The sequence below is a fragment of the Psychrobacillus sp. FSL H8-0487 genome, assembly GCF_038008385.1.
Lineage (GTDB): Bacteria > Bacillota > Bacilli > Bacillales_A > Planococcaceae > Psychrobacillus > Psychrobacillus psychrotolerans.
This window is the reverse complement of sequence record NZ_JBBOZA010000001.1, coordinates 1564510-1591361: the sequence shown is the minus strand read 5'-3', so window position 1 is coordinate 1591361 and position 26852 is coordinate 1564510. Positions and strand designations below refer to the sequence as shown.

Below are 26852 nucleotides of genomic sequence, written 5' to 3'. Positions count from 1 at the left end.
ATATATTAACTTATTCAACATAATCGTAGAAAAACCTTCTTATTAAACTAGGCGAGTAGAAGGGAACCTCTCTACCTTGCGTTAGATTGTGTTCCTCCCCCCTCAAAGAGCCGTGCTTGCACTATTTACGTACACGGCTCCTCCTTACCGAAATATAGCTAACTCTTTTCTTAAGTCGTATATATTCACCTTAAATCGTGATTAGGGTAACGCGTATTTATGAAGAAAGAGATTGAATTAAAAGAGAGAAGTAAAATTACTTCTCTCTTTTAAATATATTATTCTGACTCCATCGTTTTTCTAAACAAATTCTGATTCTTTAAAGCCATAATACTAACTATTGCAAGTAAAATACCAGAAACAATAAAAATACTACGTACACCGAAGTAATCTGAAAGAATACCCATTGTTAGGGAGGCAATTCCAAATGTGCCTGTTCCAATAGTGCCAAGAGAAGTATAAACAGTTGCTAATTGGTCTTTGGGTACGCTTGTTTGAATTAATGTTTGTTGAGGTATATTTTTCAATTGTCCAAAAAGCCCAATTAAGACGGATAGCACCATTGCGATTACAGGGAAACTCGTCAATCCAAATACAACCGTAAAAATGCAAGTCATAAACGCTCCTGTAATGATAAAAACGTGACGTTTTTTATCTACAAACAAGGAAAACTTAATGCACAATAAACTTCCGACTACTAAGCCTATAAAAAAAGCTGCATTAATATAACCCCACCAATATTCTTCCGCCTTTAAAGCCTGTTCGACATAGACCAATATTATTGCTGCTATCCAAACTGAGCCAGCAATAGTTTCAAAAAATTCCATACGGACCACTGTTTTTAATAACGGTGTCCGTTTAATAGTTCGCCAACCTTTGATTAATTGAGACCATTTTTTTTCTTGTCTTTCTTCTTTGTGTTCTACATTTTTTAACAAACTCAAGAAAATGCTTGAAAAAATAAATAGTACAGTAACTATCCAGATTAGTTGGTTTGGACTGAATACGATTAATAGCATACTTCCAAAAAACCAAGTCCCTATTTGGATAGTTTGTGTAACTGTTTCTGCTATTCCGTTTGCTTCTACTAAGCTTTCTTCCGCTACATAAAAAGGAATTAAAGTTTGTCTAATTGGATTCGCACAACCATCAAGAAGAGCAATCAAACCAATCGCTACAAATATGAAATAATAGTTATTTGAATTAAAACCCATCATCAAAAAAATCCTAAGCCCAATAAAAATAATGTTTTTCCTATTTGTGAACCAACTAATAAACGTTTCAAATTGTACTTACCTATTAGCAGTGGTGTTAAAACACTTGAAATAAACATAGAAAAAGTAATTGTAAACGGAACGAAGGCTGATGCGGTAGCTGACTCGGTTAAACTGTAAATAATGCTAATAACACCGACAATGTACAACACGTCGCCTATATTAGCTAATGATTGGCCAATCATTAAAAAAAGAAAATTACGATTTGATTTCAATATTATCCCCCATTTTCTTCTGAATTGCCTGAAAAAAATGAAGGGTGTTAAATTGGACTATTATGCATGAAACTTTGCTCCTTTATGTACGCTGTATGACAAAAATCACTGGGGGATAACATGACTTATCATATTACGTTTGAATATTAACTTGATTGTACATTAAATCTTTATTAAATTAAATGGCTGTTCTTCGCAATATATAACGATTATCAACCTTTTTCTTTAACAGAGCCCAAAAAATTAATAATTATGTTGAAGTGCTAAAACTCTTGAGGAAAAATCGACCCTTTATTCGAATTCGTTAGATGATGTTACAAGTGAACAATTCATTTGCAATTAATTTGCAAATGAAAATGGAGGGAGATGACTACAGTCATCTCCCTCCATTTTTTAAACTTTATTAATCGTTTCGACTCATTCCAGTATAGATTAATACTAAACGTAATAACTCTAAAACAGCAACTGCTGTAGCAGCAACATAAGTTAAAGCAGCTGCGCTTAATACTTTTTTCGCGTGACGTTCTTCCTCATTGCGAATAATGCCGTGAGAAACCATTTGATCCATTGCTCTACTCGAAGCGTTAAATTCTACAGGTAATGTTACAATTTGGAATACAACACCAGCAGCTAATAACACGATCCCTATCAACATCAGATTAGGGAAACTAGCTATCATACCGATCATGATGAAAACCCAAGAAGCATTTGACGAAATATTAGCTACTGGCACTAATTTATGACGTAAATTTAAAAACGAATATGATTCTTTATGTTGAATGGCATGACCGACTTCATGTGCTGCAATCGCAGAACCTGCAACAGAAGCTTCATGGAAATTATGAGAAGATAATGCCACTATTTTTGTCATTGGATTATAGTGATCGCTTAAAAACCCTCTACTCTCCACAACCTGAACATCAGCTAAACCATTTGCATCAAGAATTGTTCTTGCTACTTGAGCCCCTGTCATCCCGGATGTAGAACGAACTTTTGAATATTTTTTATATGTTCTTTTAACTTTCATTTGTGCATACAAAGGCAATAACAGAATTATTGCAAAGTATATAAGATAAGAAGCCAAATTTTTTCCCCCTCTATAATCTATACTTCTTATTTTAATAGGAATAATAGAGACATTCAACTAATACGCTTTGACCTTTGTTGATAAATAAAGGAAGCTAACAAAATACAAGCAATAGATAGCCAAAATGTAAAGTAACCAATCTGATCAGCATACTTATCTAGACTACTATATATTGGCATCTGATCAAAGACATAATCAATCACATCATTATGTAATGTCCATATAGCAGCTATAATGATGTGTATCCATCTAAAGCGATAAAAAGGAATGTAGAGAATAGCCTGAACAGCCATTGCAAAATGCGATGCTACGAGCATCCACCCCATCCAACCTAGATAATCATTTTCAACATATGTCCAAATATTCATGACTACAGCCCATAATCCATATTTAACTAGTGTGATTAAAGCTAGAGCTTCAATCAACTTCCAGTTTTTCTTTAATAACCAAGCAAATAAAGCAATTGTAAAAAACAAACTTGCTGTAGGACTATCAGGAACGAATAGTAGGAATTTCGCCTCCGTTTGGGACAACTGACTTTCATACCAAATGTAGCCATAAATAGTGCCAAGTAGATTTACTATGAATAATAGCCACATAAATGTTTTGTTAAAGAGAACTAGTTTTATATACATTAGCAATTCTTTCATTTATTTGGACTCCCTTTTTGTGTAAGAAAAAAAGAGAGTCAGTTTCCTGACTCTCTTCATTTGTTAAAATTATTCTGCTGGTTGTAATGTAGTGATATACTCAGCTAGTTTTTGTAACTCTTCCTCGGTACCTGTAAATGTTCCACCAGGCATACCGCCTTTACCTTCATGAGCGATTTCAACGATTTCCTCAGCAGTATATTCTAATCCTACTAATGGTAAACCGATACCGCCCTCAAAGGAGTTACCGTGACACCCAATACAAGAAGAACCTTGATAAAGTTGATAACCTTCGGAAGTTTCATCAAACTCGACTGATACTTCTTCTTTAATCTCACCGTAAGCTTTAGCAGCTTCCCAGTCATGGTTTACAACAGATTCCCATGTTAAGTAAATGATTGAAGCAATTGCTAGAAGCATGAATCCTGTCGGTAATGGACGTTTCCATGGGCTTCTTTCCTTGCTTGTATCTAAAAATGGTACTAATAATAGCGCTCCGAAAGCCAATCCTGGCATTACGATTGCTCCAATAATATTAAATGGTCCTGAAGCAAATTCATATTTCAATAATTGGTATAAAAACAAGAAATACCAGTCTGGTACTGGAATATAACCTGTGTCAGCTGGATCAGCTGGGCGTTCAAGTGGCGATGGATGTGCAACAGTTAATACCAAATAACCAACTAAGAATACCGCACCGACTAACCATTCTTTAAGTAAAAAGTCAGGCCAGAAAGCTTCTGTTTTGCCTGGATACTCAGAATAGTCTTTTGGAGTGTTTTTCTTACGGTTAGAAAGATCTGGTACACGTGAGTCTCCAACGAATTTCATGCCTTTTCCGCGATGCATAGTGTCCCCTCCTTGTAACAATTATCTGTTCCATTTACCCATTAAAGTGGTCCAGAAATACCTTGACGACGAATCATGATAAAGTGAGCTGCAAGTAATGCAAATAGAGCAGCTGGCAAGAAGAACACATGAATCGCAAAGAATCTTGTTAATGTTTGTGCACCGATGATTGTTTCATCACCAGCTAAAAGCGTTTTAATAATTCCACCAACGAATGGAACAGATGCTGCAATTTCAATACCTACTTTAGTTGCGAACAATGCTTTCATGTCCCACGGTAATAGGTAACCTGTAAATCCTAAACCTAACATAACAGCGAAGATTAGTACTCCGACCATCCAGTTTAGTTCACGAGGTTTTTTATAAGAACCAGTAAAGAATACACGCAATGTATGTAAGAACATCATAACAATTACAAGTGATGCTCCCCAGTGATGCATCCCACGTACAATTTCACCGAATGCTACTTCATTTTGAAGATAGTAAACAGATTCCCATGCATTTTCAATATCAGGTACATAATACATAGTTAAGAACATACCTGAAAGAATTTGAATTACCGTGATGAAGAACGTTAATCCTCCGAAACAGTATACAAATGCCGAAAAATGATGTGCAGGGTTTACGTGTTCTGGTACTTCATGGTCTGCAATATCACGCCATATAGGAGTAATATCAAGACGTTCATCCACCCAATCATAGATTTTATTAAGCACTGATGTCGTACCCCCTTACTTTAAACTAATGTGTTAGGAATAGCTTTCCCAATTTCTAAGAACCCGTCATTTTCACGAACTTCATATTGATCCAACGGACCTAGAGGTGGTGTTTTTGGTACATTTTTACCATTTTTCTCGTAACGACCAGCGTGACATGGACAGAAGAATTGATTTTTGTGCGCTGGGTCTGCTTCCCAGTTTACTGTACAACCTAAATGCTTACATACAGGAGAAAGTGCGATAATTTCATCGCCTTCTTTGTATACCCAAGCTGCATTGGTAATATCAGACTTGTACCATGCGTCCACTTGTTCAAAAGTGAAGTCAACACGTTCTGGAACTTCTGTAATATCGGCAATTTTCTTCTCCGTTAATACAAAATCTCCGCCTTCTTTTTTCTGCAATACAGGATCAACTGCAAATCGTACCATTGGCATAAGCATTCCAGCTGCCATAAATCCGCCAACACCTGTTAGGGTGTAACTTAAAAACTGACGTCTTGATACTTTATTGTTACTCATCCTTTTCCCCCCTCTTACTTAAAGGTTCAGTCCAATGGACATACTTGCTTGAATAATAATACTAGGACATATACATGATATATCAATAAAAAAGGAAGGTCAATATTCGATTTCCTCGAATTATAAACTTTATAGGCAAATTATGTTCCAAATTGTCACTAATTCGCCCATATTTTCGCAAAAATCGGAATAAGTTGTCGTAATTGATCTTCTAATACTGAGTTTCTCATTTTTTGGTCCATGGAGTCCAGTGGAATAGATGGAATCCATATAATATTTTGTTCTTCTCCCATTGTACTCCAGTCTCTATCAGAAGTAACGTAAAAGATGTGTTTGAATGAGGCTTTGTTTAGTTCTTCTTGCCAAGTTTCAAATATCGTTTGCTTGTCCTGACTCTTTGTATAAGAGAAGGAAGGAAATAAAACAATCCTCCCTTTGAACTGATTTTCAATTACGTTTGCTAATGACAATGTGAATTCAGCTGCTGAGGCTGCAAAACGGAAACCTTCATCAGAACCATCAATCTGTATAAGTGGAATCACTGCTGTATCTATATATTCTTTTTGTGCTTGAAAAACTGTGCTATCTTTTCCGTTCCAATGCATTTGTAACCTCTCCTACATCTCTTTATGTTGTATTTGCTTCCACAACGAAGAAAGTTCCATAAACTTTTCTTTGTTATTATCATCAATTGCTTTATCAATTTGCTTTTTTAATTGCTCTACTTGAAATGAATACAAGCTTTCACTAACTATATCCTCAGCTATCATTTTATCCTTCTCATTGATCTGTAAATATTTTGGCATATAAGGATTCTCTTCTAGTACTGCAAGATACTCTGGACTTGGTGGCATCATTTGAAAGTTTAATTGAATATACATATCCTCTTCTGGATGTAATCGTAAATCATGGAAAGATTTTTCAGCATCAGCGGTCATAATACTTCCCTTGTAAAATCTAAAAGGTATACCTGAGGACGTAGTCACAGACATGATCATTGCTCGAGGACAATAATGTGCCTCCTCTACGAAGTGTACATTATTTAACAATGTCTCATGGCTTATTAAATAATTCAAGATCCACACGCACTCTCTTCTTTTCATCTGATACTTTTTCAAAAACCAACGAACAAATTCTTTTTTCTCACCAACTGAAACAGAAGCAGTCACGTAACCTCTCCTTCCCTCATTTATTCGAACATTTCAAACCATTCACTATTTTCCGGTTGAAGTTTTTGTAAAATCAGTACAACTTCTTTTGCTTCTGCCCTTTTCCCTTCCTCTAGAAGGAAATAAACATACTTTTCTAAAAATGGAACATCCTCTATATGTTCAGTATATGCAAGCTGATAAAATTCGTATGCTTTTTCATACAATTCTAATCTTTCGTAAGCTGTTGCCAAAAACGGATACATGGCAGACCATTCAAAATGCTCCTGCTTCAACGTTTCATAGAGCTCCACTAACTCTTCATCTTTTTCTTCTGTTGAATACAACGAAGATAAAATGAAGATAGCATCCATATATTCTGGGTCCAATGCAATTGCTTCTCTTAAAAAAGTTTCTGCTTCCTTCACTTTACCCAATTTCAAGGAAATTTTACCTGCAAATAAATAATATTCTTTTTCAAACTCATCACGAGCGATTCCATCTGTAATTGCTTTTAGAGCATCCTCATTTTTTTCGAGCATCGCATAGGTCTCTGCAAGTAACATATAGCCTGAGAAGTAGTCAGGATCGATTTGAAGGAGGTCCTCCAATTGCTTGGCAGCAGTTTCATATTGCTGCACTTGGAACGATGCATAAGCTGCATGGAATAGTACGTCTGGAGCTACTTCCTTTTCAAGCGCTAATGCATAGTATGGAATCGCTTCTTCATAGGCTGCTCCTGCACTATAAATTTCTGCTAGTTTAAGGGACAAATCGATAGCCTGAAGTGATTCTTGATGGGGCAGTAGATCCTCCATCACACGTGCTGCTTCTAAGTATCTGCCGGTTTCAAACAATAATTCACCTTTAGCATACAAAAGCAAAGGCTCTTTAGGTAAAAGTGTCAGTGCTTCGTTTATCTTTTGTTCTGCAACCTCATATAGTCCAAGCATTTGATAGTAGTCTGCTAACGTGAGTAGTGCTTGCGGATAAGCGTCACTTGTTTTTTCGATAGTCGTTAGCATTTCTAGTGCTTCATCTTCTTTGTCCATTTCTAAATACAGCTGGGCTTGATCGATTTTCAATTGATTTTCCTGAGGAAATAAAAACTGAAGATGTTCTAGGATTGAAATAGCTTCCTGTAAAAAACCAGATTGTGTTAATAGATCTGCTAACTGGTATTGCTCGTCGGGATCGCCATTCAATAAAAAGCTTTCAAGCATTGTACTAATTTTTTCTATGTTTCCTTCTTCCATCGCGTGGATAAAGGGAGTAAAGTTGTCCATATTATCACCATACTTTCATTATACCTTTATCCTACAAGAACATTTGTTTTTGAACAAGAAAAAAACCCTCTTTGGAAAAAGAGGGTGTCTGTTTCATCTTAAATATCCTAAAAACAGTTAGTCATACAAGCATCACTTGATAACACTTGAAATATCTTCAAAGAATGTTGGGTAAGAAACAGCAATACATCCTGCATTATCAATTGTTACGGGTTCAGTGGTGATTAGAGACGCTACTGCAGCCATCATTCCAATACGATGATCTCCATAAGTAAGCAGATCCCCACCATGGAGCGAAGTTGGTCCCTCTATTATCATCCCATCATCGGTGGCAGTAATATTTGCGCCCAGTTTCTTTAATTCATTCACTACTGCATCAATACGATTTGTTTCTTTCACTTTGAGCTCTTCTGCATTTTTTATAACAGTTTTTCCAGTAGCTTGGGTAGCAAGTAGGGCAATAATAGGAATTTCATCAATTAGTCGTGGGATAAGTTCTCCACCAATTTCAGTACCTACAAGATTAGAAGATTCAATTTCAATTGTACCCATTTCTTCATGACTACTGTTTTCTGAGTCATTCACTGTAAAGGATGCACCCATTGCTTGCAGAACGTCCATAATGCCTGTTCTTGTTTCATTTAAACCTACATTTGTTAAGGTAATTTTACTATTAGGAACAATTGCTCCAGCTACTAAAAAGAAGGCAGCAGAGGAAATATCTCCAGGTACGACCACATGAGTTCCTGTTAACTTTTGTCCACCTTGTAAACGTATCATTTTACCATCTACTGCAATGGTTGCACCAAAGTGTTGTAACATTTTCTCTGTGTGATCCCGAGAAGTTTCTAGTTCTTCCACTATAGTTTCTCCATCTGCATTTAAAGCTGCTAGTAAAATGGCAGACTTCACTTGCGCACTAGCTACAGGCATTGTATAACGAATAGCTTGTAATTGAGTACCCTCAACTGCAATTGGTGTAAACTGGCCATTCTCTCGCCCGATTAGTTTAGCATTCATATCTTTTAAAGGATCCGTTACTCTTCTCATTGGACGTTTTTGAATAGATTCATCCCCTATTAAAACGGAGGACACGGAGGAGCCTGCTAAAATTCCGAGCATTAAACGAGTAGTTGTTCCCGAATTCCCCGTATATAATATTTCGTCAGGTTCCTTCCAGTTCGCAATTCCGTCACTTTTAATCGTTACCTTCTCCCCTTCGATGGATATATCCACTCCAAGCTTTTGAAAGCAATCAATTGTACTTAAGCAATCATCACTCTGTAAGAAACCCTCAACTGTTGTAGTTCCTTCAGCAATAGCGCCAAACATAATAGAGCGATGAGAGACGGATTTATCTCCCGGTATACGAACAGTGCCCTTCAAAGAGGGCTGTACATAATCTAACTTCTTACTAGTTAACAATGTCTTCCCTCCCTAAGAAATATATGTTTCAAATGTTGTATTATTTGCAATACATTCTACCGCTTTAGCACGATCATTTGTCGATTGAAAACTGATAACTAAAATTCCAAAAATATCTTCACGAGTTTCTACGATTCGTAAATTTGTAATACTTATATTATCTTTTGCCAAATAACCTGTAATCTCAGATATAACACCAGGATAATCTGGTACATCCACATACAGATCAAATACACTAAACATCGCGCCTTGCGTATTAATAGGAAGATCATCTCGTACTTTTTTAGCAACATTAAAATAATTTTCTATATCACTAGAATCCGCATATGAAAGCAGTTCTTGTAATTTAATCATTTCATTAGTCCACGCTTTCAATTGATCCGTTAATTCCTGCCGATTTTGAAGCGTTATATCCCTCCAAACAATAGGGTTGGCAGAAGCGATTCTTGTTAAATCACGAAATCCTCCTGCCGCCAGTTGTTTCGTAAATGGATATTGTTCATTCTCGAAAGACAATTGATGCACCAGAGACGCAGCAACTAAATGGGGGAAATGACTAACTACAGCGGTCATATGGTCATGCTCTTCTGCTCCGACTTGTACTACCTTCGCTTTCGTTACCTGCAATAGATTGATCAACACTTGAACACGCTCATCGGTTTCATCTTCAAAAGGGGTTAGCAAGTAATAGGCATTTTCAAACAGGATTGGTCTAGCAGCCTCCACACCACTCTTGTGAGAGCCAGCCATAGGGTGCCCCCCTATAAAAGTTATGCCCTGCTCCTTTAATGATATCGCGATTTTCATAATTTCTTTTTTTGTACTTCCTGTATCTGTAATAATCACTTGTTTCTTCAATTGCCATTTCGGTAATTCTTTCATCAAACGAATCGTTTCACTCACGGGAGTAGCAAAAACAATGACATCTGCAAAGGCACTACTCTCTTCTATATTGGTCGCTATCTCATCAATGACACTAATTCTTTTCGCTGTTTTTAACGTTTGGCCATTCGCGTCATATCCAATTATTTTCACATCTTTATTGCGCTTTAAGCTTAGTGCCAAGGATCCACCTATTAATCCGAGTCCTATAATGAATACGTTTTGTTGCATTATAAAACGCCTTCCTCTTTAAGAACCTCATCAAGCTTTTCTAATAACTCACTATTTTGTTGTTCCGTTCCAATGGTAATACGTAAATACCCTTGTTTCCCTAATGCATTTCCACTTCGAACTATAAATCCACGCTTCATCAAACCTTGGAAAACTGCATCACTATCTGCCTTCACTTCCATTAAGATAAAATTCGTTTGCGAAGGGAAATAATGCAGATTTCTTTCGTTGCAATAAGTCACGTACTGAGCTTTCCCCGCATTATTTTTCTCTTTGCATTCATTAATAAACGCTTGATCTTCTAATCCAAGAAGTGCTACCTGCTGACTTATAACCGTATTATTAAATGGCTCACGAGTTGGTTCTAGCTGAGCTATTACTGATTCCGAGCCAATAGCATATCCAATACGGAAGCTTGCCAGACCATATGCCTTAGAAAATGTACGCATTATTAAGACATTCGGATGGTTTTCTAATAATCCAAGAGAATCTTTGTAGTTACTATCTGTTATGTATTCTGTGTATGCTTCATCTAAAACAATTAATACTTCATTTGGCACTTTCTCGATAAACTGTTTCAATTTATCGCTAGGTATTAAAGTCCCTGTTGGATTGTTTGGATTACACACCCAAATAATTGCAGTATTTTCATCAATTGCTGCTAGCATGTTATTTAAATCATGTTCTCCATTTTTAGTAAGGGGTATTTCACGCACTTCTGCTCCCTCCACAACCGCATTGTGCTTGTATTGACCAAATGTTAAATCTGCCATAATAGTATTCAATCCAGGTCGTAAAATAGCTCTTGATACAATCAGAATATTTTCGTCAGATCCATTGCCAAATAATAATTGCTTTTCAGAGACGTTCAAATGATTTGCCACAGCAGCTCTTAAATTTGATGCATATCCATCTGGATAGATAGCAAAATCTATATTTGCGTTTGCAAAGTATTCTTTAACTTTTGGTGAAGCACCATAAGGATTTTCATTGGATGCAAGTTTCGTCACTTTTTCTAAGTTGAACATTTTCTTCACTTCATCGGTAGTTTTTCCAGGCTGATATGCATGTAACCCATTAATCTGTTGCTTAAATTTCATTTTAACCCCTCAATTCTATAAATTATTTAAGTAAATCTGGTCTTAATGCGACTGCATTATTTAAATAGATATGCTCGATTTGTTGTTGGTTTTTATCTGTATTTATATGCATGAGTAATCGAATACATTTTTCCAAAGCACCTGGTACATTCATCTCGTGGGTGCACATTACCGGTACATATGCCCATCCTTCTATGCCTCGAACCGCACGTGCCGGAAATGCAGAAGTTATATCCGGCGTAGTAGAAATGATCACGGAAGCAATGTCTTCGGGTAAAATATCATTCGATTTTGCCATTGTTTCCACAAGACGTCTTGTTTCCTGCAGAACTAAGTCATTTGAATCTGCTAATACGGTGGTTGCTCCTCTTACTCCTCTAATCATTTGTTCTCCTCCTTCACCCATTGTCGTAGCTGATTATCACAACGTTTAATCTCATCTACCGAAACTTTCTGCATAAATGGATGCCCTATTTCTTGAAGCAATGCAAAGTGGAGTTCTCCATTCATCGATTTTTTATCTTTTTGCATAAACATTGATAAGCTTTCAAATGAACAATGAAGCACGTGTGTAAAATTATACCCAAGTCTATTTGCTAGGTCATAAACCCTTCTTGCATAACCCTTTTCCACATTCCCGTGAAGCTCACTTAGCATTAATGCTGGGATCATACCGATCATCACAGCTTCACCGTGCGTGACTTGCCCATAACCTACAGAGGCCTCAATCGCATGACCATATGTATGGCCAAAATTCAAAAACTTTCGGTAAGACTGTTCTTTTTCATCCAGCTCAACAATATGCGCTTTAACTCGAATTCCTTTTTCAATCCAATGCAATAATTGTTTATTTTCGATTGCCAATAGGTTTGGAAGATTAAGAAATTCATCCATCCATTTAGCATCACTGATCAATGAATGTTTGATCACTTCCGCTAATCCTGAGCGAATTTCTCCTTCTGGTAACGTTTTTAAAAAATGAAAGTCATATATTACTTCCGTAGGTTGATAGAAAGCTCCAATCATATTTTTTCCATTCGGGTGATTGATCGCAGTCTTACCCCCAACGGCACTATCATGTGCTAAGATAGTCGTTGGAATTTGGTAAAAAGGAATACCACGCATAAAGGTTGCTGCTACAAACCCAGTCAAATCTCCAACTGCTCCTCCCCCTAATGCCAGAAGCGCAGAGTTTCTAGAACAATTTTCATCTAATAAAAATGATTGGACTTGATAATAGGATTCAAATGTTTTGCAGGATTCACCATTAGGAACAATATAAAGTTTAAATGGTAGCGTAAAATTACTGCGTACATATTCCTCATGTAAACTCCACACGTGTTCATCTGTGATTATGACCAATTGATCATATTTGGATAATTTATCTGTTTCTCTACTACAAAAGGATTGTAGAATATCTTCTCCTAGATAAACTTCATATACGGAGTCTTTTGTTTTTACTTGGATAGACATCAATTAAAACCCCTTTGTATAAGCTCTATGACTCTCTATATCTGCAAGTAATGTTTCTAGTTTATCTCCATGAAAAGTATCTAGAACCGCTTGTGCAATTTCCCAAGCAATAACAGCTTCTGCAACTACTGAAGCTGCTGGTACCGCACAGCTATCAGACCTTTCAATACTTGCTTTAAACGGCTCCTTTGTATCAATATCAACACTTTGAAGTGGCTTATAAAGCGTAGGAATTGGTTTCATCACACCACGTACTACAATTGGCATTCCTGTGGACATGCCGCCTTCTAGACCCCCTAGACGGTTTGTATCACGTGTATACCCCTTATCTGCACTCCAAGAAATCTGATCATGAACTTGGCTTCCAAAAAGATTAGCCATTTCGAATCCCAACCCTACTTCTACTCCTTTAAATGCATTGATACTCATCATCGCCATTGCGAGTTTACCATCTAGTTTACGATCATAATGAACGTAACTTCCCACTCCAGCTGGCATTCCAGAAACAATTACTTCTACTACTCCACCAATTGTATCTCCTGCTTTTTTTGCATTATCAATAGCTTCTACCATTTGTGCAGAGGCTTGAGGATCTAAACAATAAACAGGATCATCTTCTACAATTGTACGGATTTCTTCTATTGTCTTTCCATTAGCCAAATCCAAATTAGCTTCAATCCCACCAATTTTCGTAACATGAGCCACAATAGTTATTCCTAGTTTGCTTAACAACTCTTTTGCAACGGCTCCTACTGCCACTCTTACAGTAGTTTCTCGTGCGGAGGAACGCTCCAGAACATTACGTAAATCACGATGACCATATTTCATACCACCAACTAAATCGGCGTGTCCTGGACGTGGTCTAGTGATTTGTCTTTTAATATCCTCTGGATCGATTTCATCTCCAAGCGGTTCAATTCCCATAATGTTTGTCCAGTGCTTCCAATCATCATTGTTTACAACTAGACAAACTGGAGAGCCTAACGTTTTCCCATGACGTACACCTGATGTTATAGCTACTGTATCTTTTTCAATTTGCATACGTCTTCCACGACCATGTCCACCCTGTCGACGTTTTAACTCTTTATTTATCATTTCACTCGTTATTTCCAATTGCGCTGGTAATCCTTCAATAATCGCTGTTAGTTGTGGTCCATGTGACTCACCTGCAGTTAAGTATCTCACAACGCTTTCCTCCTTCAACTCGCTAAAGTATTTGTTTATCACTATATCAAAATTTTGGTGCCATGTATAGAAGAAAAGCGCAAGAGCCTACGAAAGCCTCTTACACAAACAAAAACCACTGAAGTTCTTCCATCCTCATTAATCGATTATCATGATCGATTAACGCTTCACTTCCGTATAACTTAATTTATGGAACCTATTAACCTTTATCTTTGCTTAGAAGAAAACTGCCCGAAATGCATCGGACAGTTCCACTTATTTTTTCCGATAGAAAAAGGTGTCTTCGGTTTCAAACCCGTACTTACCTGGATTGAATATCTGTTCTGTACTACCGACGAATAGAATTCCTCCAGGTCGCAGAGAATCACTAAAGTTTTGATAAATTTGATCTTTTGCAGCTTCTGTAAAGTAAATCATGACGTTACGACAAACAATCAAATCGAAATTTTTATCATATGTATCTTTCAATAGGTTATGTTTTTTAAATGTGACGGTCTTTTTAACGGAATCACTTATCTTATAAAATGGTGTTTGTGTCTCAAAGTACTTATTTTTAATGTCAATTGGTACCTCAGCTAGTGAACGTTCTGGGTAAATACCAACTTTTGCACGTTGAATTGCATTTTCATCTAAATCTGTAGCATGTATGGCAATTTGAGATAAAGGAACATGATTGGACAAAACCATTGCAATGGTATAAGGCTCTTCGCCAGTAGAGCATGCGGCACTCCAAATTTTCAATCGTTTATTTGTTTCTAATAACTTTGGAAATATTTTCGTTTGTAATATATCCCAGCGTTTTGCGTTCCGATAAAACTCTGAAACATTAATCGTCATTCTATCTAGAAACTCATTCATCAAATCCCTGTTGGAATCAAGTGCTTGATAAAACTCAACAAAGTTTTTGTAACCTTTTTTTTCATATAATGAAGTTAGTCTGCGTCTCATCTGCGCTTCTTTATATGCTGCAAGATCAATGCCTGTTTTTTTCTTTATGGAATCCACAAATTTTATGTAATCCGGCAAAATGATTTCGCCCCTTTCTGAAAACCTTTATTTAGTATATCGTATACATAGCATTTAGAACATACTAAAAAGACTGATAAATGTGAGCATTTGCCTATTTTTTTATAAATTGAAACCGAGTGGCTATGATATAGCTCTTTTCATCTGTTATATCTTACTTTTATAAAATAAGAAGAACCGGTCAAAAAAGACACCAGTCCTTGCCATTGAATTTTCGCTCAGAGCGGACGCTTTCCGTGGGCACGCCTTCAGCCACTTACTTTGACTACTCTTATCATCTAAGCGAAAGGCTATGCTTAATCTTATGGTTGAGCTAGTACTACTGATTGTAATGACTTGAGTTTAACGAAGAGGAGAATGAAGCTTGTTCACCAGACAATTTTCAATAATTACTTAATCCTAAATAAAAAAATGGTTGTTTATGACCGAAGTCATAAACAACCATTTTCTGGATTAGTTAATCCAGTTATTAGCATCTTTTTTATATGATACTAGCTCTTCTTGCTTGAAGAATAATCCAATTTCACGTTCAGCGCTTTCAGGAGCATCAGAACCATGAATAATGTTTTTCCCTACAGTTAATGCGAAATCTCCACGGATAGTTCCTGGAGCTGATTCTTTAGGGTTTGTTGCTCCAACTAATAAACGTGCAGTTGAAATAACATTTTCCCCTTCCCAAACCATTGCAAAAACTGGTCCAGAAGTGATGAATTCTACTAATTCCCCGAAGAATGGGCGTTCTTTATGCTCGCCGTAATGCTCTTCAGCAAGTTCAGTAGGAATTTGCATTAATTTTGCTCCAACTAATTGGAATCCTTTTGCTTCAAAACGACCTACGATTTCACCGATTAAGTTACGTTGTACGCCATCAGGTTTTACCATTAAAAATGTTTTTTCCATAGTTAACACTCCTCGAATATATATAATGGACTTATTCTCCACCGTTACAAATATTATCATTATAATTCATTATTTTCAAATTAAATTAATAGACGGTAGCTAAAGTTTAGGTTTTAAAGGCAGGTAACTGAACAAAATACCATTTAAAATTTCCTTTTACTCATAAACAATGCAATGTTTTGTAATGATTTTTTAGCGGAATTTGCCGGCAATTGCTTTACTTCATTTAGCGCTTTTTGCAAGTAAAGATTACTAATTTGTTTAGCTCGATTGATGCCATCTGAGTCCCGAATTTTAGTTAACAGAATTTGTCGATTCTCGTCACTTATTGTCCCTGCTAAACTTTCTTTTAATAATGGTTCAATATCTGGATCGTTTTTAACGTATAAAACAGGCAATGTAATATTCCCCTGTGCAAGATCAGATCCAGCAGGTTTACCTAACTCCTCATCTGTAGATGTAAGATCCAAAATGTCATCTATGATTTGGAATGACATACCGACGTAATAGCCAAACCATTTCAAATGCTTGACCGTTTCCTCATCTGCTTGGGAAGCAATTGCTCCTAATTCACAGCTAGCTGAAATTAATATAGCCGTTTTCCGTTTAATGCGGCGTAAGTAGTCACGAACTGTTTGTTCTAAATAGTGCTTATCCTCAATTTGAATAATTTCCCCAATACAAAGTTCAACCATCGTATGAGATAACACTTCATGTGCATATGTATTTTGTAAATCTGTTATGTATTCAATTGCATTGGCAAAAAGAAAGTCTCCTGTATACATTGCGACCCGATTATTCCATTGTGCCTTCACCGTTTCTCTGCCTCGTCTAGTTTCTGCATCGTCTATTACATCATCATGGACGAGGGAAGCCATATGAATGAGTTCAACTGAAACAGCTACGCTTTTTATAGAATCTATCGAATAGTTTCCAAATTTTGCTGCAAGCAACACAAAAACTGGTCTAATCCGCTTTCCTCCGGCTAATAGCAGATGAAGAGACGCCTCATTCAATAAGTGAGAAGAAGAATTTACCGCTACAGCTAATTCTTTTTCGATGATATCAAGATCCGATTTCAAATCGGAATAGAGTAACTTTAATTTCATCTTGTCCACGGTTACAACCTCACTCACTTAAATATCTTTTTTAAAGCCAATATGTCTAGCTGCCGCCCCACCGCTATATGGTTTGCTCGTTACATTGACCAAGCCCACTTTTTCGAATAGCTTAGTTAACTCAGCCCGATTTGGAAACTCTTTAGCAGACTCCTGTAACCATGAATATTCTTTATAACTTTTTGCAAAAAGTTTTCCGAATAATGGCATGATATAACGGAAATAGAATCGGAATAAACCATTAAATAATTTCGAATCTGGTGTAGACGTTTCTAAGCAAACGACCATCCCACCTGGTTTAACAACACGATTCATTTCACTTAACACTTGTGTATAATCTGGAACATTGCGTAATCCAAAACCAATCGTTACAAAATCAAAGGAATTATCTTCAAATGGCAGCTCCATAGCATTTCCTTGGATTAACTCAATTTGTGAGATATGCTTCACTTTTTCTAATCCCACATTTAACATGTTCTGACTAAAATCTAATCCCCTTACCTCACCAGTTGGCCCAGTTGCCTCCGCCAATGCAATTGTCCAGTCTGCTGTCCCGCAACATACGTCCAATGCTTTGCTTCCAGGTTTTACTTGCATAGCCTTCATCGTATCTTTACGCCATGCTTTATGTTGTTGAAAGCTAATAACCGAATTCATCGAATCATAGTTATCAGATATCTTTTCAAACACTTCATGTACATGCTGTTCTTTTGATTTTTCCACGACTTAACCTTCTCTCAACTGCTTTTCTAAGGTGCATTTCAATAACTTTTCTAGAATTATACTTTTTAGTTGTTCTTCTAATAGCTCAGAGTTTTTAATCTCATCCATAAGTATAGATTCAATCTTTTCTATCTCCAACTGGAGAATATTAATATTAGCCTGTAACTGACTTGACTTACTAATATAAAATGGTTGTTCACCTTGCTCATATGCTGCAAGTTCCTTTTTTAAAGCAATGAGGAGGAGAGACTCTTTCATTACGAATACATACTCATGAAAAGAATAATACTCAAGTAATTGTTCAATGGATTGAGATTCTATGAGTTGAATGGATTGTATGAGCTGATCGAACCCATAAATTTGTCGGTCATAAAATCTTGTTTTATGTTCTGAAATAGTCGCGACACCTTCCGACAAAATCTGGATTAAGTCTAGTTGTCCATCGCTCGCTAATAGGTGATAATACTTCCCGCTGTAATAATCTCCAGCTAATACTTGTAACTGTTGATCTTTGCTAGTTGCATTCAACTCTTTTACTAAATCATGAGCAGCTAAGGCAGAAAAGATAAGAGTTACTGCAATAGCAGACTTTCTTTGGGATTCTTCCCATTCTTCTCCATTTAAAAGTGGTAAAAGTGTAAAAAACAAACGCTCTTCATCAATGACAGGAGCCCCAGTATATTTCAACAATGTGCTTTGTTGAACTTGATGGAGAACAGCTTCTTTATATTGCTTTATATGTTGTTTGATCAATGCTTCGTTCATACACCTTACTCCATTTCCCAACCGCGCTTAATCTGTCTATATGGTTATATTAATAACTACTTTTTAGAATCGGATTGTATAATTCCATTTGATGAATGAATGGATGCTTTTCCTCTAATTTTTATAGCTGATGTATGTTCTGTAAACTGAGCAATCATTACTTCGCCACTATCCAGTTTTTCAGAATGATGAAATTTAGTATCGGTTCCTCTTGTAAGACCAATTACATGAACTCCATCTTCTTCAGCTTTTATCACAATATAATCTGAACTAGACATTTTATAGTCTCCTTTGTTCACAGTCTTTTTCCATCATACCATATTCTAAAGCCGACATCCAAAGGTGTTACTTCATCTTTATGAATGAAAGTATTTCTGAGCGTTTAACATCATCTGTTTCTAAAATTCCACGCGCTACCGCAGTAATTGTTTTGGCACCAGGTTTTTTAATACCTCGCATCGTCATACACATATGCTCTGCTTCCACTACTACATAAACTCCATGCGGATTTAACATTTGCATTATATCATCTGCAACGCTTGAAGTGATTCTTTCCTGTAGTTGAGGACGTCTCGCGGTTGTTTCGACAGCTCTGGCAAGTTTACTCAAACCAGTAACTACACCATTTCGAGGAATATATGCCACATGTGCTTTTCCGTAGAAAGGAACTAAATGATGTTCACACATGGAGTAAAATGGTATGTCCTTCACTAAAACTAACTCTTCATGATCTTCGTTAAATACGGTTTTAAAATATTCTTTTGGATCTTGATGTAAGCCTTCGAACATTTCTGCGTACATTTTAGAAACTCTTTTAGGTGTATCCAACAATCCTTCTCTGTTAGGATCCTCACCAACTGCTTCTAAAATCATTTTGACCGCTTCTTCTATTTTGTTCAGATCGACATTTGTCATCTGTAGACCCCCTAAAACTATGTATTATACCAATTGCATCTTAGCATATGAAATGCTTATAATAAATAAATTTATCCCGGTCGCTCTATCATTTGCAAATATTTGTATATTAGATTTCTTTAAATTATTTAAATTTCTTTTAGAAGTTATCGAACAATCTGAGATTAGCATTTAATTGAAAAGAACGGTTACCGTGAAGCAAGCTCCACAATAACCGTTCTATGTACTACAACATCAGTTATTTAACTGCGTCTTTAAGTGCTTTACCTGGTTTAAACGCAGGTACTTTGCTTGCAGCGATGTCGATTTCTTCACCTGTTTGTGGGTTACGTCCTTTACGTGCAGCACGTTCACGAACTTCAAAGTTTCCGAAACCAATCAATTGAACTTTTTCGCCATCTGCAAGAGCAGTTTGAATTGATTCAAATACAGCTTCAACAGCTTTAGAAGCGTCTTTTTTAGAAAGTTCTGTAGCTTCTGCAACAGAGTTAACTAGTTCTGTTTTATTCATACCATTCACCTCCTCTCAAAGGAAGATAGCTTCAATCCTGTAAAAAGAGTATCACAACAGAAAAACCTACGCAACACTATTTGCACGAGTTTCGCTAAGTTTCCTCAAAAAAAGGGCAATTTAACGCAATAACAGGACTTTTTGCATAGTCGCAAAAAGCCCTGTGTTGGATTTACAATATAAATGTGACCATCCCTCGATCACCTTCATTAACCATTCTTTCAATCGTTTCTCGCATTCTTTTCTTCGCAACATCAGAAACACTCTCTGTTTTGTATCGCAAACTTTCTTTTAAAACTTCGACTAGGGAAGTACCAAAAACCTGCGTTTGCCATAAAGCATCTCTGTCATGTAAAAAACCATGTTTTAAATCTTTTAATAATTGCTGACTATGAAACTCTGACCCTATTAATGGAGCAAATTCTGCTTCCATATCCACTCGAATAATATGGAGAGATGCGGCTTTTGCTTTTAAACTGACACCATAGAAATTATTCTGTTTAATAATTTCTGGTGCAGTCGGCTGAAAATCTTGTATAGTTGGTAATGATACGCCGTAGCCATGTTTCTTTGCAGCTTCTAGAGCTTCTGAGAATTTATTGTAAGCCTTTTTAGCAGTAGAAGCCTCTTTTACGAATAACAGCCAGTCTTTTTTCGATTCAATAGGCTCATCTAGCCACTCATCACAAACCTCTTGAAATACTTCAGGTTTTAAGCCAATTTGTATACATGCCGATCCTCTGCCGGGGTTAGCCTCAACCACTTCTGCAGATTGTATAAAAGGAACTTGCTTAAATCTAGAAGCTAATTCCTTTACGTCTTTCATTTTGGATACTAATTGTAGCCACTCCTGTAACGAGGAAGTGATTGCATTATTGACAAAATGATCTGGTTCTAATACATCCGTCCAATCAGGCTTAACTAATTCGATATCCGTGATCGGAAATTCATAGAGTGCTTGTTGGAGTATGTATTGAATTTCCTCAGCAGTCATGCGATCAACGGCAGTTGCAATTACTGGAACCTCATGTTGTCTTTGTAATTCTTCACTTAGTTGAATTGTTTCTAAATGACCTGGATTTTTGCTGTTTAGAACGATAACAAATGGTTTACCAATTTCCTTCAATTGGGTAATTATTTGTTGTTCAGCACTTTCAACGGCCATTCGAGGAATATTATTAACAGATCCATCTGTCGTAACAACAATTCCAATTGTAGAGTGATCTCTAATTACTTTGTCTGTCCCAATCCTAGCAGCTTCCTCAAAAGGTATTGCTTCGCTATGCCATGGGGTGTGCACCAACTTTTGACCTTCTTCACCAGAATGTGTTTTAATGCCGTCAATCATGTAACCGACGCAATCTACTAGTCTGATTTGTAAGCGTAGCTGGTCTTCTCCTAGATGTATATTTGTCCCGTGTGCTGGCACAAATTTAGGCTCAGCTGTCATAATCACATTACCTGGTGAACTTTGCGGCAATTCATCTTGTGCACGTAGACGCTCGGCCTCTTCTTGAATATTAGGAATTACTACTAGCTCCATTACTCGTTTTACAAAAGTCGATTTACCTACTCGGACAGGGCCGACTACACCAATATACACATCACCATTCGTTCTTTCTGCTATCTGTTCATACAGTTTACTCGACATGGATACTCTCCTTTCTTAGCAATTTAATATATGCACAAAAAAAACGTTTCATGCATATTGCACGAAACGTCTTTTTACAAAGATTAAGAAAGTAAATATGTAACAAGCATTAGGAAACATAATAATTCAACAAATTAGAGCGCTTTGTTTTTTTCTTTTACGAAGAGGTCTCCTAGTTAAATCACGAAACGTAGAAATCTGTTTCTAGGAGAGCAACGGATAAACAAATGCATAAAACAGAGGCCGGTCATGACGTCCGTCACAACCAACCTCTGTCAAACTACTCTATTCAAAGATCTTTGAACACGACAGAAAAAGGAATTATCTTAAAAGAAACAATATCTTTTAGCCCTATTTTTATTATTTATTCATCATAAAAACAGGTTCATTCTTTTCATTTACCGTATAAGGCAGAGAGTATGCTGGCACAATCGCAAATTTGTCCGTTAACAAAAACCGAATATCATCTCCAGGCTCTATTTTCTTATCAGATTCCTGAAGTAGTCTATTCAATTCGATGGAGTAATCTACATAGACTTCCCCATCACCAGTAGCCACTATAGGCAACTGAGTATCAGAATAAGGGCTTTGAACAGTTAACTCGCTGTCATAACCCATTTTTTTGAAATCTAGCTTATATACGCCATCTACAATCGTTTCAGCTATAGGACCAAATCCATTTATACTCTTTCGATGGTTAATATCACGCAACGTATCTGCAATACGTAGGTCTACTAACTTAACCGTAGGATTCTCTTCTACATCCATGAGTACATATTGATAGATCCCCCCAGCCTCATAAGAATTGGCAGGAGCCTTTCCAAGCTTTGATGGAATAATTTTGCTAAAATCGATTGGGTATTTAATATATTGATCTGTTTCCATATCACGCGTTTTTATCGGTAAAAGTCCACCGGAATCTTTTTGAAAACTGTCAACAGCAGTTTGAACTGCAGTTAGTTGGTCCTCATATGGCAATAAATTTTCAGGCTCATAACCACTTTTATAACCGCATCCTGCTAAGAAAACCGTTATCATAATGAACACAGCAATAAGTTTAAAGTTTTTCATAGGAATCTCCTTACTAAGCCTTAGTTGGGTTAGATATAATATAGATCATCGTAATGAAACCTATAAACAATAATATGTAAGCGATCAAACCTAATATAAATTTCAATAATTTATTCTTTAGTTTTGTCTTTACAAAAAACATAAAAGCCATAGCTAAAAACATACAACCCATAGATCCAAACGATATCCACATTTTATCCATTGATGAAACTAATAACACCACAACAACTTCCACACCTTTCTACAATAAAAAAGTATAACATACTAGAATTGAGCAAGCGCCTATGTAATTCTGACAAAGGGCTTCTGTAACATACATTGTACAGGAGCTAGACAGAGTATAACAAAAATTTCAGAAGGAACATGGAAAAGAAGCTTTAATAAAAATAATATTTCTAGTATACAGTCAAAAAAGAGTTGTTTTTAACAACAACTCTTTCCATTTGTGACAATTTTAGAACGTTTTATAATCTTCTAACTCATGCTTCTTTGTACGATGCATAAGGATGTCTACAGCCTCTTTAGGATTGACCTGTTCAAATAAGACAGAATACAGAGCTTTAGTAATAGGCATGTCCACTTGTTGCTTTGTAGCTAGTTGATATGCTGCTTTTGTAGTACGCACACCTTCTACAACCATACCCATCTCTTCTAACACTGTATTAAGTGTAGCTCCCTTACCTAACATATTACCAGCACGCCAATTCCTAGAATGCACACTAGTGCAGGTTACGATTAAGTCACCCATACCTGTTAATCCAGAGAACGTGTAAGGTTGAGCACCTAGACTAATACCTAAACGGGATATTTCAGCTAGACCTCTCGTAATGAGTGCAGCTTTTGCATTGTCACCGTAACCTAATCCATCTACTATCCCAGCGGCTAAAGCAATTACATTTTTGAGTGCTGCTCCAATTTCTACACCAATAACATCGTCGTTAGTATAGACGCGGAAAGATTTGTTCATAAACAAATCTTGAACCTTTTCGGCAGCAACCATATTTTCACTTGCAACTGTTATCGTTGTTGGATGCTTTAAGACAACCTCTTCTGCATGACTTGGCCCAGACAATACAACGATTGCTTCTGTAACATCCTCTGACAGTTCTTCCGCAATCATTTCTGATATTCTTTTTAGGGAATCAGGTTCAATACCTTTCGAAACATGTACAAATAGCTTCTTTTCAGCTAAGAAAGGTAGCATATTTTGGCAAACTTCTCTAATAGCTTTAGTGGGAACAGCAATGACAATAACATTTGCATGTTGAATCGCTTGCTGAAAGTCACTAGTAGCCTTTAAATTAGTCGGTAAAATAGTCTCAGGTAAATATTTTTTATTGGTATGATTTGTAGTTATTTCTGTTGCCTGATCCTCTCTATGGGACCACAGTAAACAGTCATGTTCATTGTTTGCAAGAACCATAGCTAGGGCTGTTCCCCAGCTTCCTGCACCCAATACAGTTACTTTTTCCATCGCTATTTCGCTCCTTTAAAACTAATAGGATTAAGTTCTTGCGCGCGTAATAATACGAATTGGAGTTCCTTCAAAGTCAAAGGATTCTCTAATACGATTTTCTAAAAATCTTTCATAAGAAAAATGCATCATCTCAGGTTCATTAACAAATACCACGAAAGTTGGTGGTTTGATAGCCACTTGAGTTGCATAGTAAATACGCAGACGTTTCCCTTTATCAGTTGGAGCCGGATTTCTTGCAACAGAATCTTCTATAACTTCATTCAGAACAGATGACGTAACACGCATTGCATGATTTTCACTTACTTGATTGATAACTGGTAGAAGTGCATGAACACGTTGCTTTGTTTTAGCTGAAACGAAAACAATCGGAGCATAATCCAAGAATAAGAAATGATCTCTAATTTTCTTTGTCATTACATTCATCGTTTTATCGTCTTTTTCAATAGCATCCCATTTGTTCATCACGATAATAACTGCCTTACCGGCTTCATGAGCGTAACCAGCAATTTTTTTATCTTGTTCTTGAATACCTTCTTCAGCATTCAGAACAACTAAAACAACGTCAGATCGTTCAATCGCCTTTAATGCACGTAAAACACTGTATTTCTCAGTTGTTTCATATACTTTCCCTTTTTTACGCATACCTGCTGTATCAATCATTACGTATTCTTGACCATCAAAAGAGTATTCCGTATCAATCGCATCTCTTGTTGTCCCAGCGATTTCACTTACGATTACACGATCATGTCCCAAAAATGCGTTGACCAAAGAAGATTTCCCTACATTAGGACGCCCAATTAGAGAAAACTTAATAACTTCTTCCCCGTAGTCTACATCTTCTACATCTGGGAAGTTTTTCGCTACTTCATCTAGTAAATCTCCTAGACCAAGTCCATGAGAACCTGAGATTGGGAAAGGTTCTCCCAGTCCTAAAGCGTAAAAGTCATAAAGCATTTCACGCATATCCGGATTGTCTATTTTGTTAACAGCTAAAACGATTGGTTTTTTCGTTTTATATAAAATTTTTGCAACATATTCATCTGCTGCTGTAATTCCTTCGCGACCGTTAGTTAAGAAGATGATTACATCTGCTTCGTCCATCGCTATTTCTGCTTGTTGCTTAATTTGTTCTAAAAACGGTTCGTCGCTAAGTTCTATACCACCTGTATCAATGATATTAAATTCATTTGTTAACCAATCGGCAGAACTATATATACGATCACGTGTAATACCTGGAATATCTTCCACGATAGATACACGCTCTCCTACGATTCGATTAAATATAGTCGATTTGCCGACATTAGGCCTACCAACGATTGCTACTACTGGTTTTGTCATTACTTTTTCATCCTTCCAACTTCGTCTATGTTGTATTATACAACAAAAAGACAAAAACAGGCGACTTTATTGAAGTCACCTGTTTAAGATCGTATATTATGTTAGTTATTATTAGTGAAGCCTTTCAGCTTGTCTCCTAATACATCACTTATAGAAAACCCACGTGATTCTTCTGGCATTTGATAATCTTCTATGTTGTATTTATCTTCATTTTCAAGTAATTCTTTAATACTTAAGGAGAGACGTTTTTCAGCACTATTAACATCTAGTACTTTAACTTGTACTTCTTCGCCCTCTTTTAAAACTTCTTGTGGATTGCTAATATGCTTATGTGCAATTTGCGAAATGTGCACTAAACCTTCAACTCCTGGGAATACTTCTACGAATGCACCGTATGAAACTAGACGCTTCACTTTCCCAGTAAGTGTTGCTCCTTTTGCAACTTTTTCTTCTACCACAGACCAAGGACCAGGCAGTGTATCTTTGATGGATAAAGAAATTCTTTCGGCATCGCGATCGATCGATAATACTTTTACTTTAACTTCTTGCCCTTCGGTTAAAACGTCCGTAACATTGTCTAAGTGCTCGTACGAAATTTGTGAAATATGAACAAGTCCATCTACTCCACCTATATCGACAAATGCGCCAAACGAAGCTAAACGTTGTACTGTACCCGTCAAAATATCCCCACTTTTAATGGACTCAAATGTTTGTTGTTTGCTAACAGATTTTTCAGCTTCAACAACTGCTTTATGGGACAGGATAAGTCTATTTTTCTCTTTTTCAAGTTCTACAATTTTAAAGGTCATTACCTTCCCTTTATAATCTTCAAAGGATTCTACAAAATGATCCTCTATTAGGGAAGCAGGTATAAATCCACGGACACCTAAATCTACTACTAATCCGCCTTTTACAACTTCTTTTACTTCTGTTTCAATTATTTCTCCAGATTGGAATTGTTTTTCTAATCTATCCCAAGCTTTTTCTGCATCTACTCTTCTTTTAGAAAGGACAAAGTTAGCTTCTTCCACTTTGGTAATCATTAGCTCTAATTCGTCACCTATGGAAACGGAGTCGGATGCTTTTTCAATATGCAAGCTAGATAGTTCGCTTATAGGTACTATCCCGTCAAAAGGTGCTCCTTCAATTGTTACAATGATAGACTTTTCATCTACTTGTGCAACCGTTGCTTTTACTAGTTCACCCTCTTTAAACTCATTCGTGTCGTTTAAGTTCATTTCTTCAGACATATGATATTCCTCCTTCACAGCGTTTCTATTCTATTTTATGCGAACTGATACAGAATTACAAA

General features: G+C 36.6%; 30 protein-coding genes. All 30 read right to left on the bottom strand.

What is annotated here, in order from left to right; genetic code table 11:
• Positions 1 to 278: 278 nt before the first annotated feature.
• The 30 genes from MHI47_RS07865 to rpsA all read right to left on the bottom strand — a co-directional run bounded on the left by MHI47_RS07865 (position 279) and on the right by rpsA (position 26790).
• Positions 279 to 1217, bottom strand: coding sequence for an MFS transporter (locus MHI47_RS07865; protein ID WP_340830345.1), 939 nt, complete (start codon positions 1215 to 1217; stop codon positions 279 to 281).
• On the bottom strand, positions 1217 to 1489 hold the full coding sequence (locus MHI47_RS07860; protein ID WP_340830344.1) for a hypothetical protein: 273 nt from the start codon (positions 1487 to 1489) through the stop codon (positions 1217 to 1219). Before MHI47_RS07860 ends, MHI47_RS07865 begins: the two co-directional genes overlap by 1 nt.
• Positions 1490 to 1892: 403 nt before the next feature.
• Complete coding sequence (locus MHI47_RS07855) at positions 1893 to 2573, bottom strand: zinc metallopeptidase (protein ID WP_093534725.1); 681 nt, start codon at positions 2571 to 2573, stop codon at positions 1893 to 1895.
• A 56-nt stretch (positions 2574 to 2629) separates the two neighbouring features.
• On the bottom strand, positions 2630 to 3226 hold the full coding sequence (locus MHI47_RS07850) for a DUF1405 domain-containing protein (protein ID WP_340830343.1): 597 nt from the start codon (positions 3224 to 3226) through the stop codon (positions 2630 to 2632).
• A 69-nt stretch (positions 3227 to 3295) separates the two neighbouring features.
• Entirely contained in the window at positions 3296 to 4075 is a 780-nt protein-coding gene (locus MHI47_RS07845; protein WP_093534729.1) for a menaquinol-cytochrome c reductase cytochrome b/c subunit, read from the bottom strand.
• A 41-nt stretch (positions 4076 to 4116) separates the two neighbouring features.
• Positions 4117 to 4791, bottom strand: a complete 675-nt coding sequence (gene qcrB / locus MHI47_RS07840; RefSeq protein WP_093534731.1) for a menaquinol-cytochrome c reductase cytochrome b subunit — start codon at positions 4789 to 4791, stop codon at positions 4117 to 4119.
• Between the two features lie 20 nt (positions 4792 to 4811).
• Positions 4812 to 5315 (bottom strand): QcrA and Rieske domain-containing protein, encoded by a 504-nt coding sequence (locus MHI47_RS07835; protein ID WP_090561754.1) that lies wholly within the window; start codon positions 5313 to 5315, stop codon positions 4812 to 4814.
• A gap of 158 nt (positions 5316 to 5473) precedes the next feature.
• Complete coding sequence (locus MHI47_RS07830; protein ID WP_340830341.1) at positions 5474 to 5920, bottom strand: YpiF family protein; 447 nt, start codon at positions 5918 to 5920, stop codon at positions 5474 to 5476.
• Positions 5921 to 5932: 12 nt separating this feature from the next.
• Positions 5933 to 6484: a ReoY family proteolytic degradation factor gene (locus tag MHI47_RS07825; RefSeq protein ID WP_093534735.1), complete on the bottom strand. Its 552-nt coding sequence runs from the start codon at positions 6482 to 6484 to the stop codon at positions 5933 to 5935.
• A 20-nt stretch (positions 6485 to 6504) separates the two neighbouring features.
• Positions 6505 to 7749, bottom strand: a complete 1245-nt coding sequence (locus MHI47_RS07820) for a tetratricopeptide repeat protein (protein WP_340830339.1) — start codon at positions 7747 to 7749, stop codon at positions 6505 to 6507.
• A gap of 132 nt (positions 7750 to 7881) precedes the next feature.
• Positions 7882 to 9174, bottom strand: a complete 1293-nt coding sequence (aroA, locus tag MHI47_RS07815) for a 3-phosphoshikimate 1-carboxyvinyltransferase (RefSeq protein WP_340830338.1) — start codon at positions 9172 to 9174, stop codon at positions 7882 to 7884.
• Between the two features lie 12 nt (positions 9175 to 9186).
• Positions 9187 to 10287, bottom strand: coding sequence for a prephenate dehydrogenase (locus tag MHI47_RS07810; RefSeq protein WP_340830336.1), 1101 nt, complete (start codon positions 10285 to 10287; stop codon positions 9187 to 9189).
• Entirely contained in the window at positions 10287 to 11387 is a 1101-nt protein-coding gene (hisC, locus tag MHI47_RS07805) for a histidinol-phosphate transaminase (protein WP_340830334.1), read from the bottom strand. Before hisC ends, MHI47_RS07810 begins: the two co-directional genes overlap by 1 nt.
• Before the next feature lie 22 nt (positions 11388 to 11409).
• On the bottom strand, positions 11410 to 11772 hold the full coding sequence (gene aroH / locus MHI47_RS07800) for a chorismate mutase (protein WP_093534745.1): 363 nt from the start codon (positions 11770 to 11772) through the stop codon (positions 11410 to 11412).
• A complete protein-coding gene (gene aroB, locus MHI47_RS07795; RefSeq protein WP_340830333.1) occupies positions 11769 to 12860 on the bottom strand; it encodes a 3-dehydroquinate synthase in 1092 nt (363 codons plus the stop codon). The genes aroH and aroB overlap by 4 nt, the downstream gene beginning before the upstream one ends.
• A 3-nt stretch (positions 12861 to 12863) precedes the next feature.
• Positions 12864 to 14045 (bottom strand): chorismate synthase, encoded by a 1182-nt coding sequence (gene aroC / locus MHI47_RS07790; protein WP_093534749.1) that lies wholly within the window; start codon positions 14043 to 14045, stop codon positions 12864 to 12866.
• A 255-nt stretch (positions 14046 to 14300) separates the two neighbouring features.
• Positions 14301 to 15071, bottom strand: a complete 771-nt coding sequence (locus MHI47_RS07785; protein WP_093534751.1) for a CheR family methyltransferase — start codon at positions 15069 to 15071, stop codon at positions 14301 to 14303.
• A gap of 453 nt (positions 15072 to 15524) precedes the next feature.
• The gene (gene ndk / locus MHI47_RS07780; RefSeq protein WP_093534753.1) at positions 15525 to 15971 is read right to left on the bottom strand and encodes a nucleoside-diphosphate kinase; all 447 of its coding nucleotides are present in this window, start codon (positions 15969 to 15971) and stop codon (positions 15525 to 15527) included.
• A gap of 143 nt (positions 15972 to 16114) precedes the next feature.
• A complete protein-coding gene (gene hepT, locus MHI47_RS07775; protein ID WP_340832015.1) occupies positions 16115 to 17080 on the bottom strand; it encodes a heptaprenyl diphosphate synthase component II in 966 nt (321 codons plus the stop codon).
• A 27-nt stretch (positions 17081 to 17107) separates the two neighbouring features.
• Complete coding sequence (locus MHI47_RS07770; protein ID WP_093534755.1) at positions 17108 to 17812, bottom strand: demethylmenaquinone methyltransferase; 705 nt, start codon at positions 17810 to 17812, stop codon at positions 17108 to 17110.
• 3 nt (positions 17813 to 17815) lie between these two features.
• Positions 17816 to 18577, bottom strand: a complete 762-nt coding sequence (locus MHI47_RS07765) for a heptaprenyl diphosphate synthase component 1 (protein WP_340830332.1) — start codon at positions 18575 to 18577, stop codon at positions 17816 to 17818.
• A gap of 56 nt (positions 18578 to 18633) precedes the next feature.
• Positions 18634 to 18855 (bottom strand): trp RNA-binding attenuation protein MtrB, encoded by a 222-nt coding sequence (gene mtrB / locus MHI47_RS07760; protein ID WP_093534759.1) that lies wholly within the window; start codon positions 18853 to 18855, stop codon positions 18634 to 18636.
• 67 nt (positions 18856 to 18922) lie between these two features.
• Positions 18923 to 19492, bottom strand: coding sequence for a GTP cyclohydrolase I FolE (folE, locus tag MHI47_RS07755; protein ID WP_093534761.1), 570 nt, complete (start codon positions 19490 to 19492; stop codon positions 18923 to 18925).
• Positions 19493 to 19730: 238 nt separating this feature from the next.
• Entirely contained in the window at positions 19731 to 20003 is a 273-nt protein-coding gene (locus MHI47_RS07750; protein WP_093534763.1) for an HU family DNA-binding protein, read from the bottom strand.
• Positions 20004 to 20175: 172 nt separating this feature from the next.
• Positions 20176 to 21654 carry a stage IV sporulation protein A gene (gene spoIVA, locus MHI47_RS07745; RefSeq protein WP_093534765.1) on the bottom strand — a complete coding sequence of 493 codons (1479 nt, stop codon included), beginning with the start codon at positions 21652 to 21654 and terminating at the stop codon, positions 20176 to 20178.
• A gap of 360 nt (positions 21655 to 22014) precedes the next feature.
• Positions 22015 to 22725, bottom strand: a complete 711-nt coding sequence (locus MHI47_RS07740; RefSeq protein WP_340762082.1) for an LptM family lipoprotein — start codon at positions 22723 to 22725, stop codon at positions 22015 to 22017.
• A 13-nt stretch (positions 22726 to 22738) separates the two neighbouring features.
• Entirely contained in the window at positions 22739 to 22918 is a 180-nt protein-coding gene (locus MHI47_RS07735) for a DUF2768 family protein (RefSeq protein WP_340764432.1), read from the bottom strand.
• A 261-nt stretch (positions 22919 to 23179) separates the two neighbouring features.
• Entirely contained in the window at positions 23180 to 24199 is a 1020-nt protein-coding gene (locus tag MHI47_RS07730; protein ID WP_093534769.1) for an NAD(P)H-dependent glycerol-3-phosphate dehydrogenase, read from the bottom strand.
• Positions 24200 to 24229: 30 nt separating this feature from the next.
• Positions 24230 to 25540: a ribosome biogenesis GTPase Der gene (gene der, locus MHI47_RS07725; protein ID WP_093534771.1), complete on the bottom strand. Its 1311-nt coding sequence runs from the start codon at positions 25538 to 25540 to the stop codon at positions 24230 to 24232.
• A 101-nt stretch (positions 25541 to 25641) separates the two neighbouring features.
• The gene (gene rpsA, locus MHI47_RS07720; RefSeq protein ID WP_093534773.1) at positions 25642 to 26790 is read right to left on the bottom strand and encodes a 30S ribosomal protein S1; all 1149 of its coding nucleotides are present in this window, start codon (positions 26788 to 26790) and stop codon (positions 25642 to 25644) included.
• Between the last annotated feature and the right edge of the window lie 62 nt (positions 26791 to 26852).

What these genes read in the sequence shown, in the direction of transcription:
- MHI47_RS07865 (WP_340830345.1), bottom strand. Translation starts at nt 1,217, where the DNA reads ATGATGGGTTTTAATTCAAATAACTATTATTTCATATTTGTAGCGATT.
- MHI47_RS07850 (WP_340830343.1), bottom strand. Translation starts at nt 3,226, where the DNA reads ATGAAAGAATTGCTAATGTATATAAAACTAGTTCTCTTTAACAAAACA.
- MHI47_RS07845 (WP_093534729.1), bottom strand. Translation starts at nt 4,075, where the DNA reads ATGCATCGCGGAAAAGGCATGAAATTCGTTGGAGACTCACGTGTACCA.
- MHI47_RS07835 (WP_090561754.1), bottom strand. Translation starts at nt 5,315, where the DNA reads ATGAGTAACAATAAAGTATCAAGACGTCAGTTTTTAAGTTACACCCTA.
- MHI47_RS07830 (WP_340830341.1), bottom strand. Translation starts at nt 5,920, where the DNA reads ATGCATTGGAACGGAAAAGATAGCACAGTTTTTCAAGCACAAAAAGAA.
- MHI47_RS07820 (WP_340830339.1), bottom strand. Translation starts at nt 7,749, where the DNA reads ATGGACAACTTTACTCCCTTTATCCACGCGATGGAAGAAGGAAACATA.
- MHI47_RS07810 (WP_340830336.1), bottom strand. Translation starts at nt 10,287, where the DNA reads ATGCAACAAAACGTATTCATTATAGGACTCGGATTAATAGGTGGATCC.
- hisC (WP_340830334.1), bottom strand. Translation starts at nt 11,387, where the DNA reads ATGAAATTTAAGCAACAGATTAATGGGTTACATGCATATCAGCCTGGA.
- aroH (WP_093534745.1), bottom strand. Translation starts at nt 11,772, where the DNA reads ATGATTAGAGGAGTAAGAGGAGCAACCACCGTATTAGCAGATTCAAAT.
- aroB (WP_340830333.1), bottom strand. Translation starts at nt 12,860, where the DNA reads ATGTCTATCCAAGTAAAAACAAAAGACTCCGTATATGAAGTTTATCTA.
- ndk (WP_093534753.1), bottom strand. Translation starts at nt 15,971, where the DNA reads ATGGAAAAAACATTTTTAATGGTAAAACCTGATGGCGTACAACGTAAC.
- hepT (WP_340832015.1), bottom strand. Translation starts at nt 17,080, where the DNA reads ATGAAATTAAAGTTACTCTATTCCGATTTGAAATCGGATCTTGATATC.
- MHI47_RS07765 (WP_340830332.1), bottom strand. Translation starts at nt 18,577, where the DNA reads ATGAACGAAGCATTGATCAAACAACATATAAAGCAATATAAAGAAGCT.
- mtrB (WP_093534759.1), bottom strand. Translation starts at nt 18,855, where the DNA reads ATGTCTAGTTCAGATTATATTGTGATAAAAGCTGAAGAAGATGGAGTT.
- folE (WP_093534761.1), bottom strand. Translation starts at nt 19,492, where the DNA reads ATGACAAATGTCGATCTGAACAAAATAGAAGAAGCGGTCAAAATGATT.
- MHI47_RS07750 (WP_093534763.1), bottom strand. Translation starts at nt 20,003, where the DNA reads ATGAATAAAACAGAACTAGTTAACTCTGTTGCAGAAGCTACAGAACTT.
- spoIVA (WP_093534765.1), bottom strand. Translation starts at nt 21,654, where the DNA reads ATGTCGAGTAAACTGTATGAACAGATAGCAGAAAGAACGAATGGTGAT.
- MHI47_RS07740 (WP_340762082.1), bottom strand. Translation starts at nt 22,725, where the DNA reads ATGAAAAACTTTAAACTTATTGCTGTGTTCATTATGATAACGGTTTTC.
- MHI47_RS07735 (WP_340764432.1), bottom strand. Translation starts at nt 22,918, where the DNA reads ATGTGGATATCGTTTGGATCTATGGGTTGTATGTTTTTAGCTATGGCT.
- MHI47_RS07730 (WP_093534769.1), bottom strand. Translation starts at nt 24,199, where the DNA reads ATGGAAAAAGTAACTGTATTGGGTGCAGGAAGCTGGGGAACAGCCCTA.
- der (WP_093534771.1), bottom strand. Translation starts at nt 25,540, where the DNA reads ATGACAAAACCAGTAGTAGCAATCGTTGGTAGGCCTAATGTCGGCAAA.
- rpsA (WP_093534773.1), bottom strand. Translation starts at nt 26,790, where the DNA reads ATGTCTGAAGAAATGAACTTAAACGACACGAATGAGTTTAAAGAGGGT.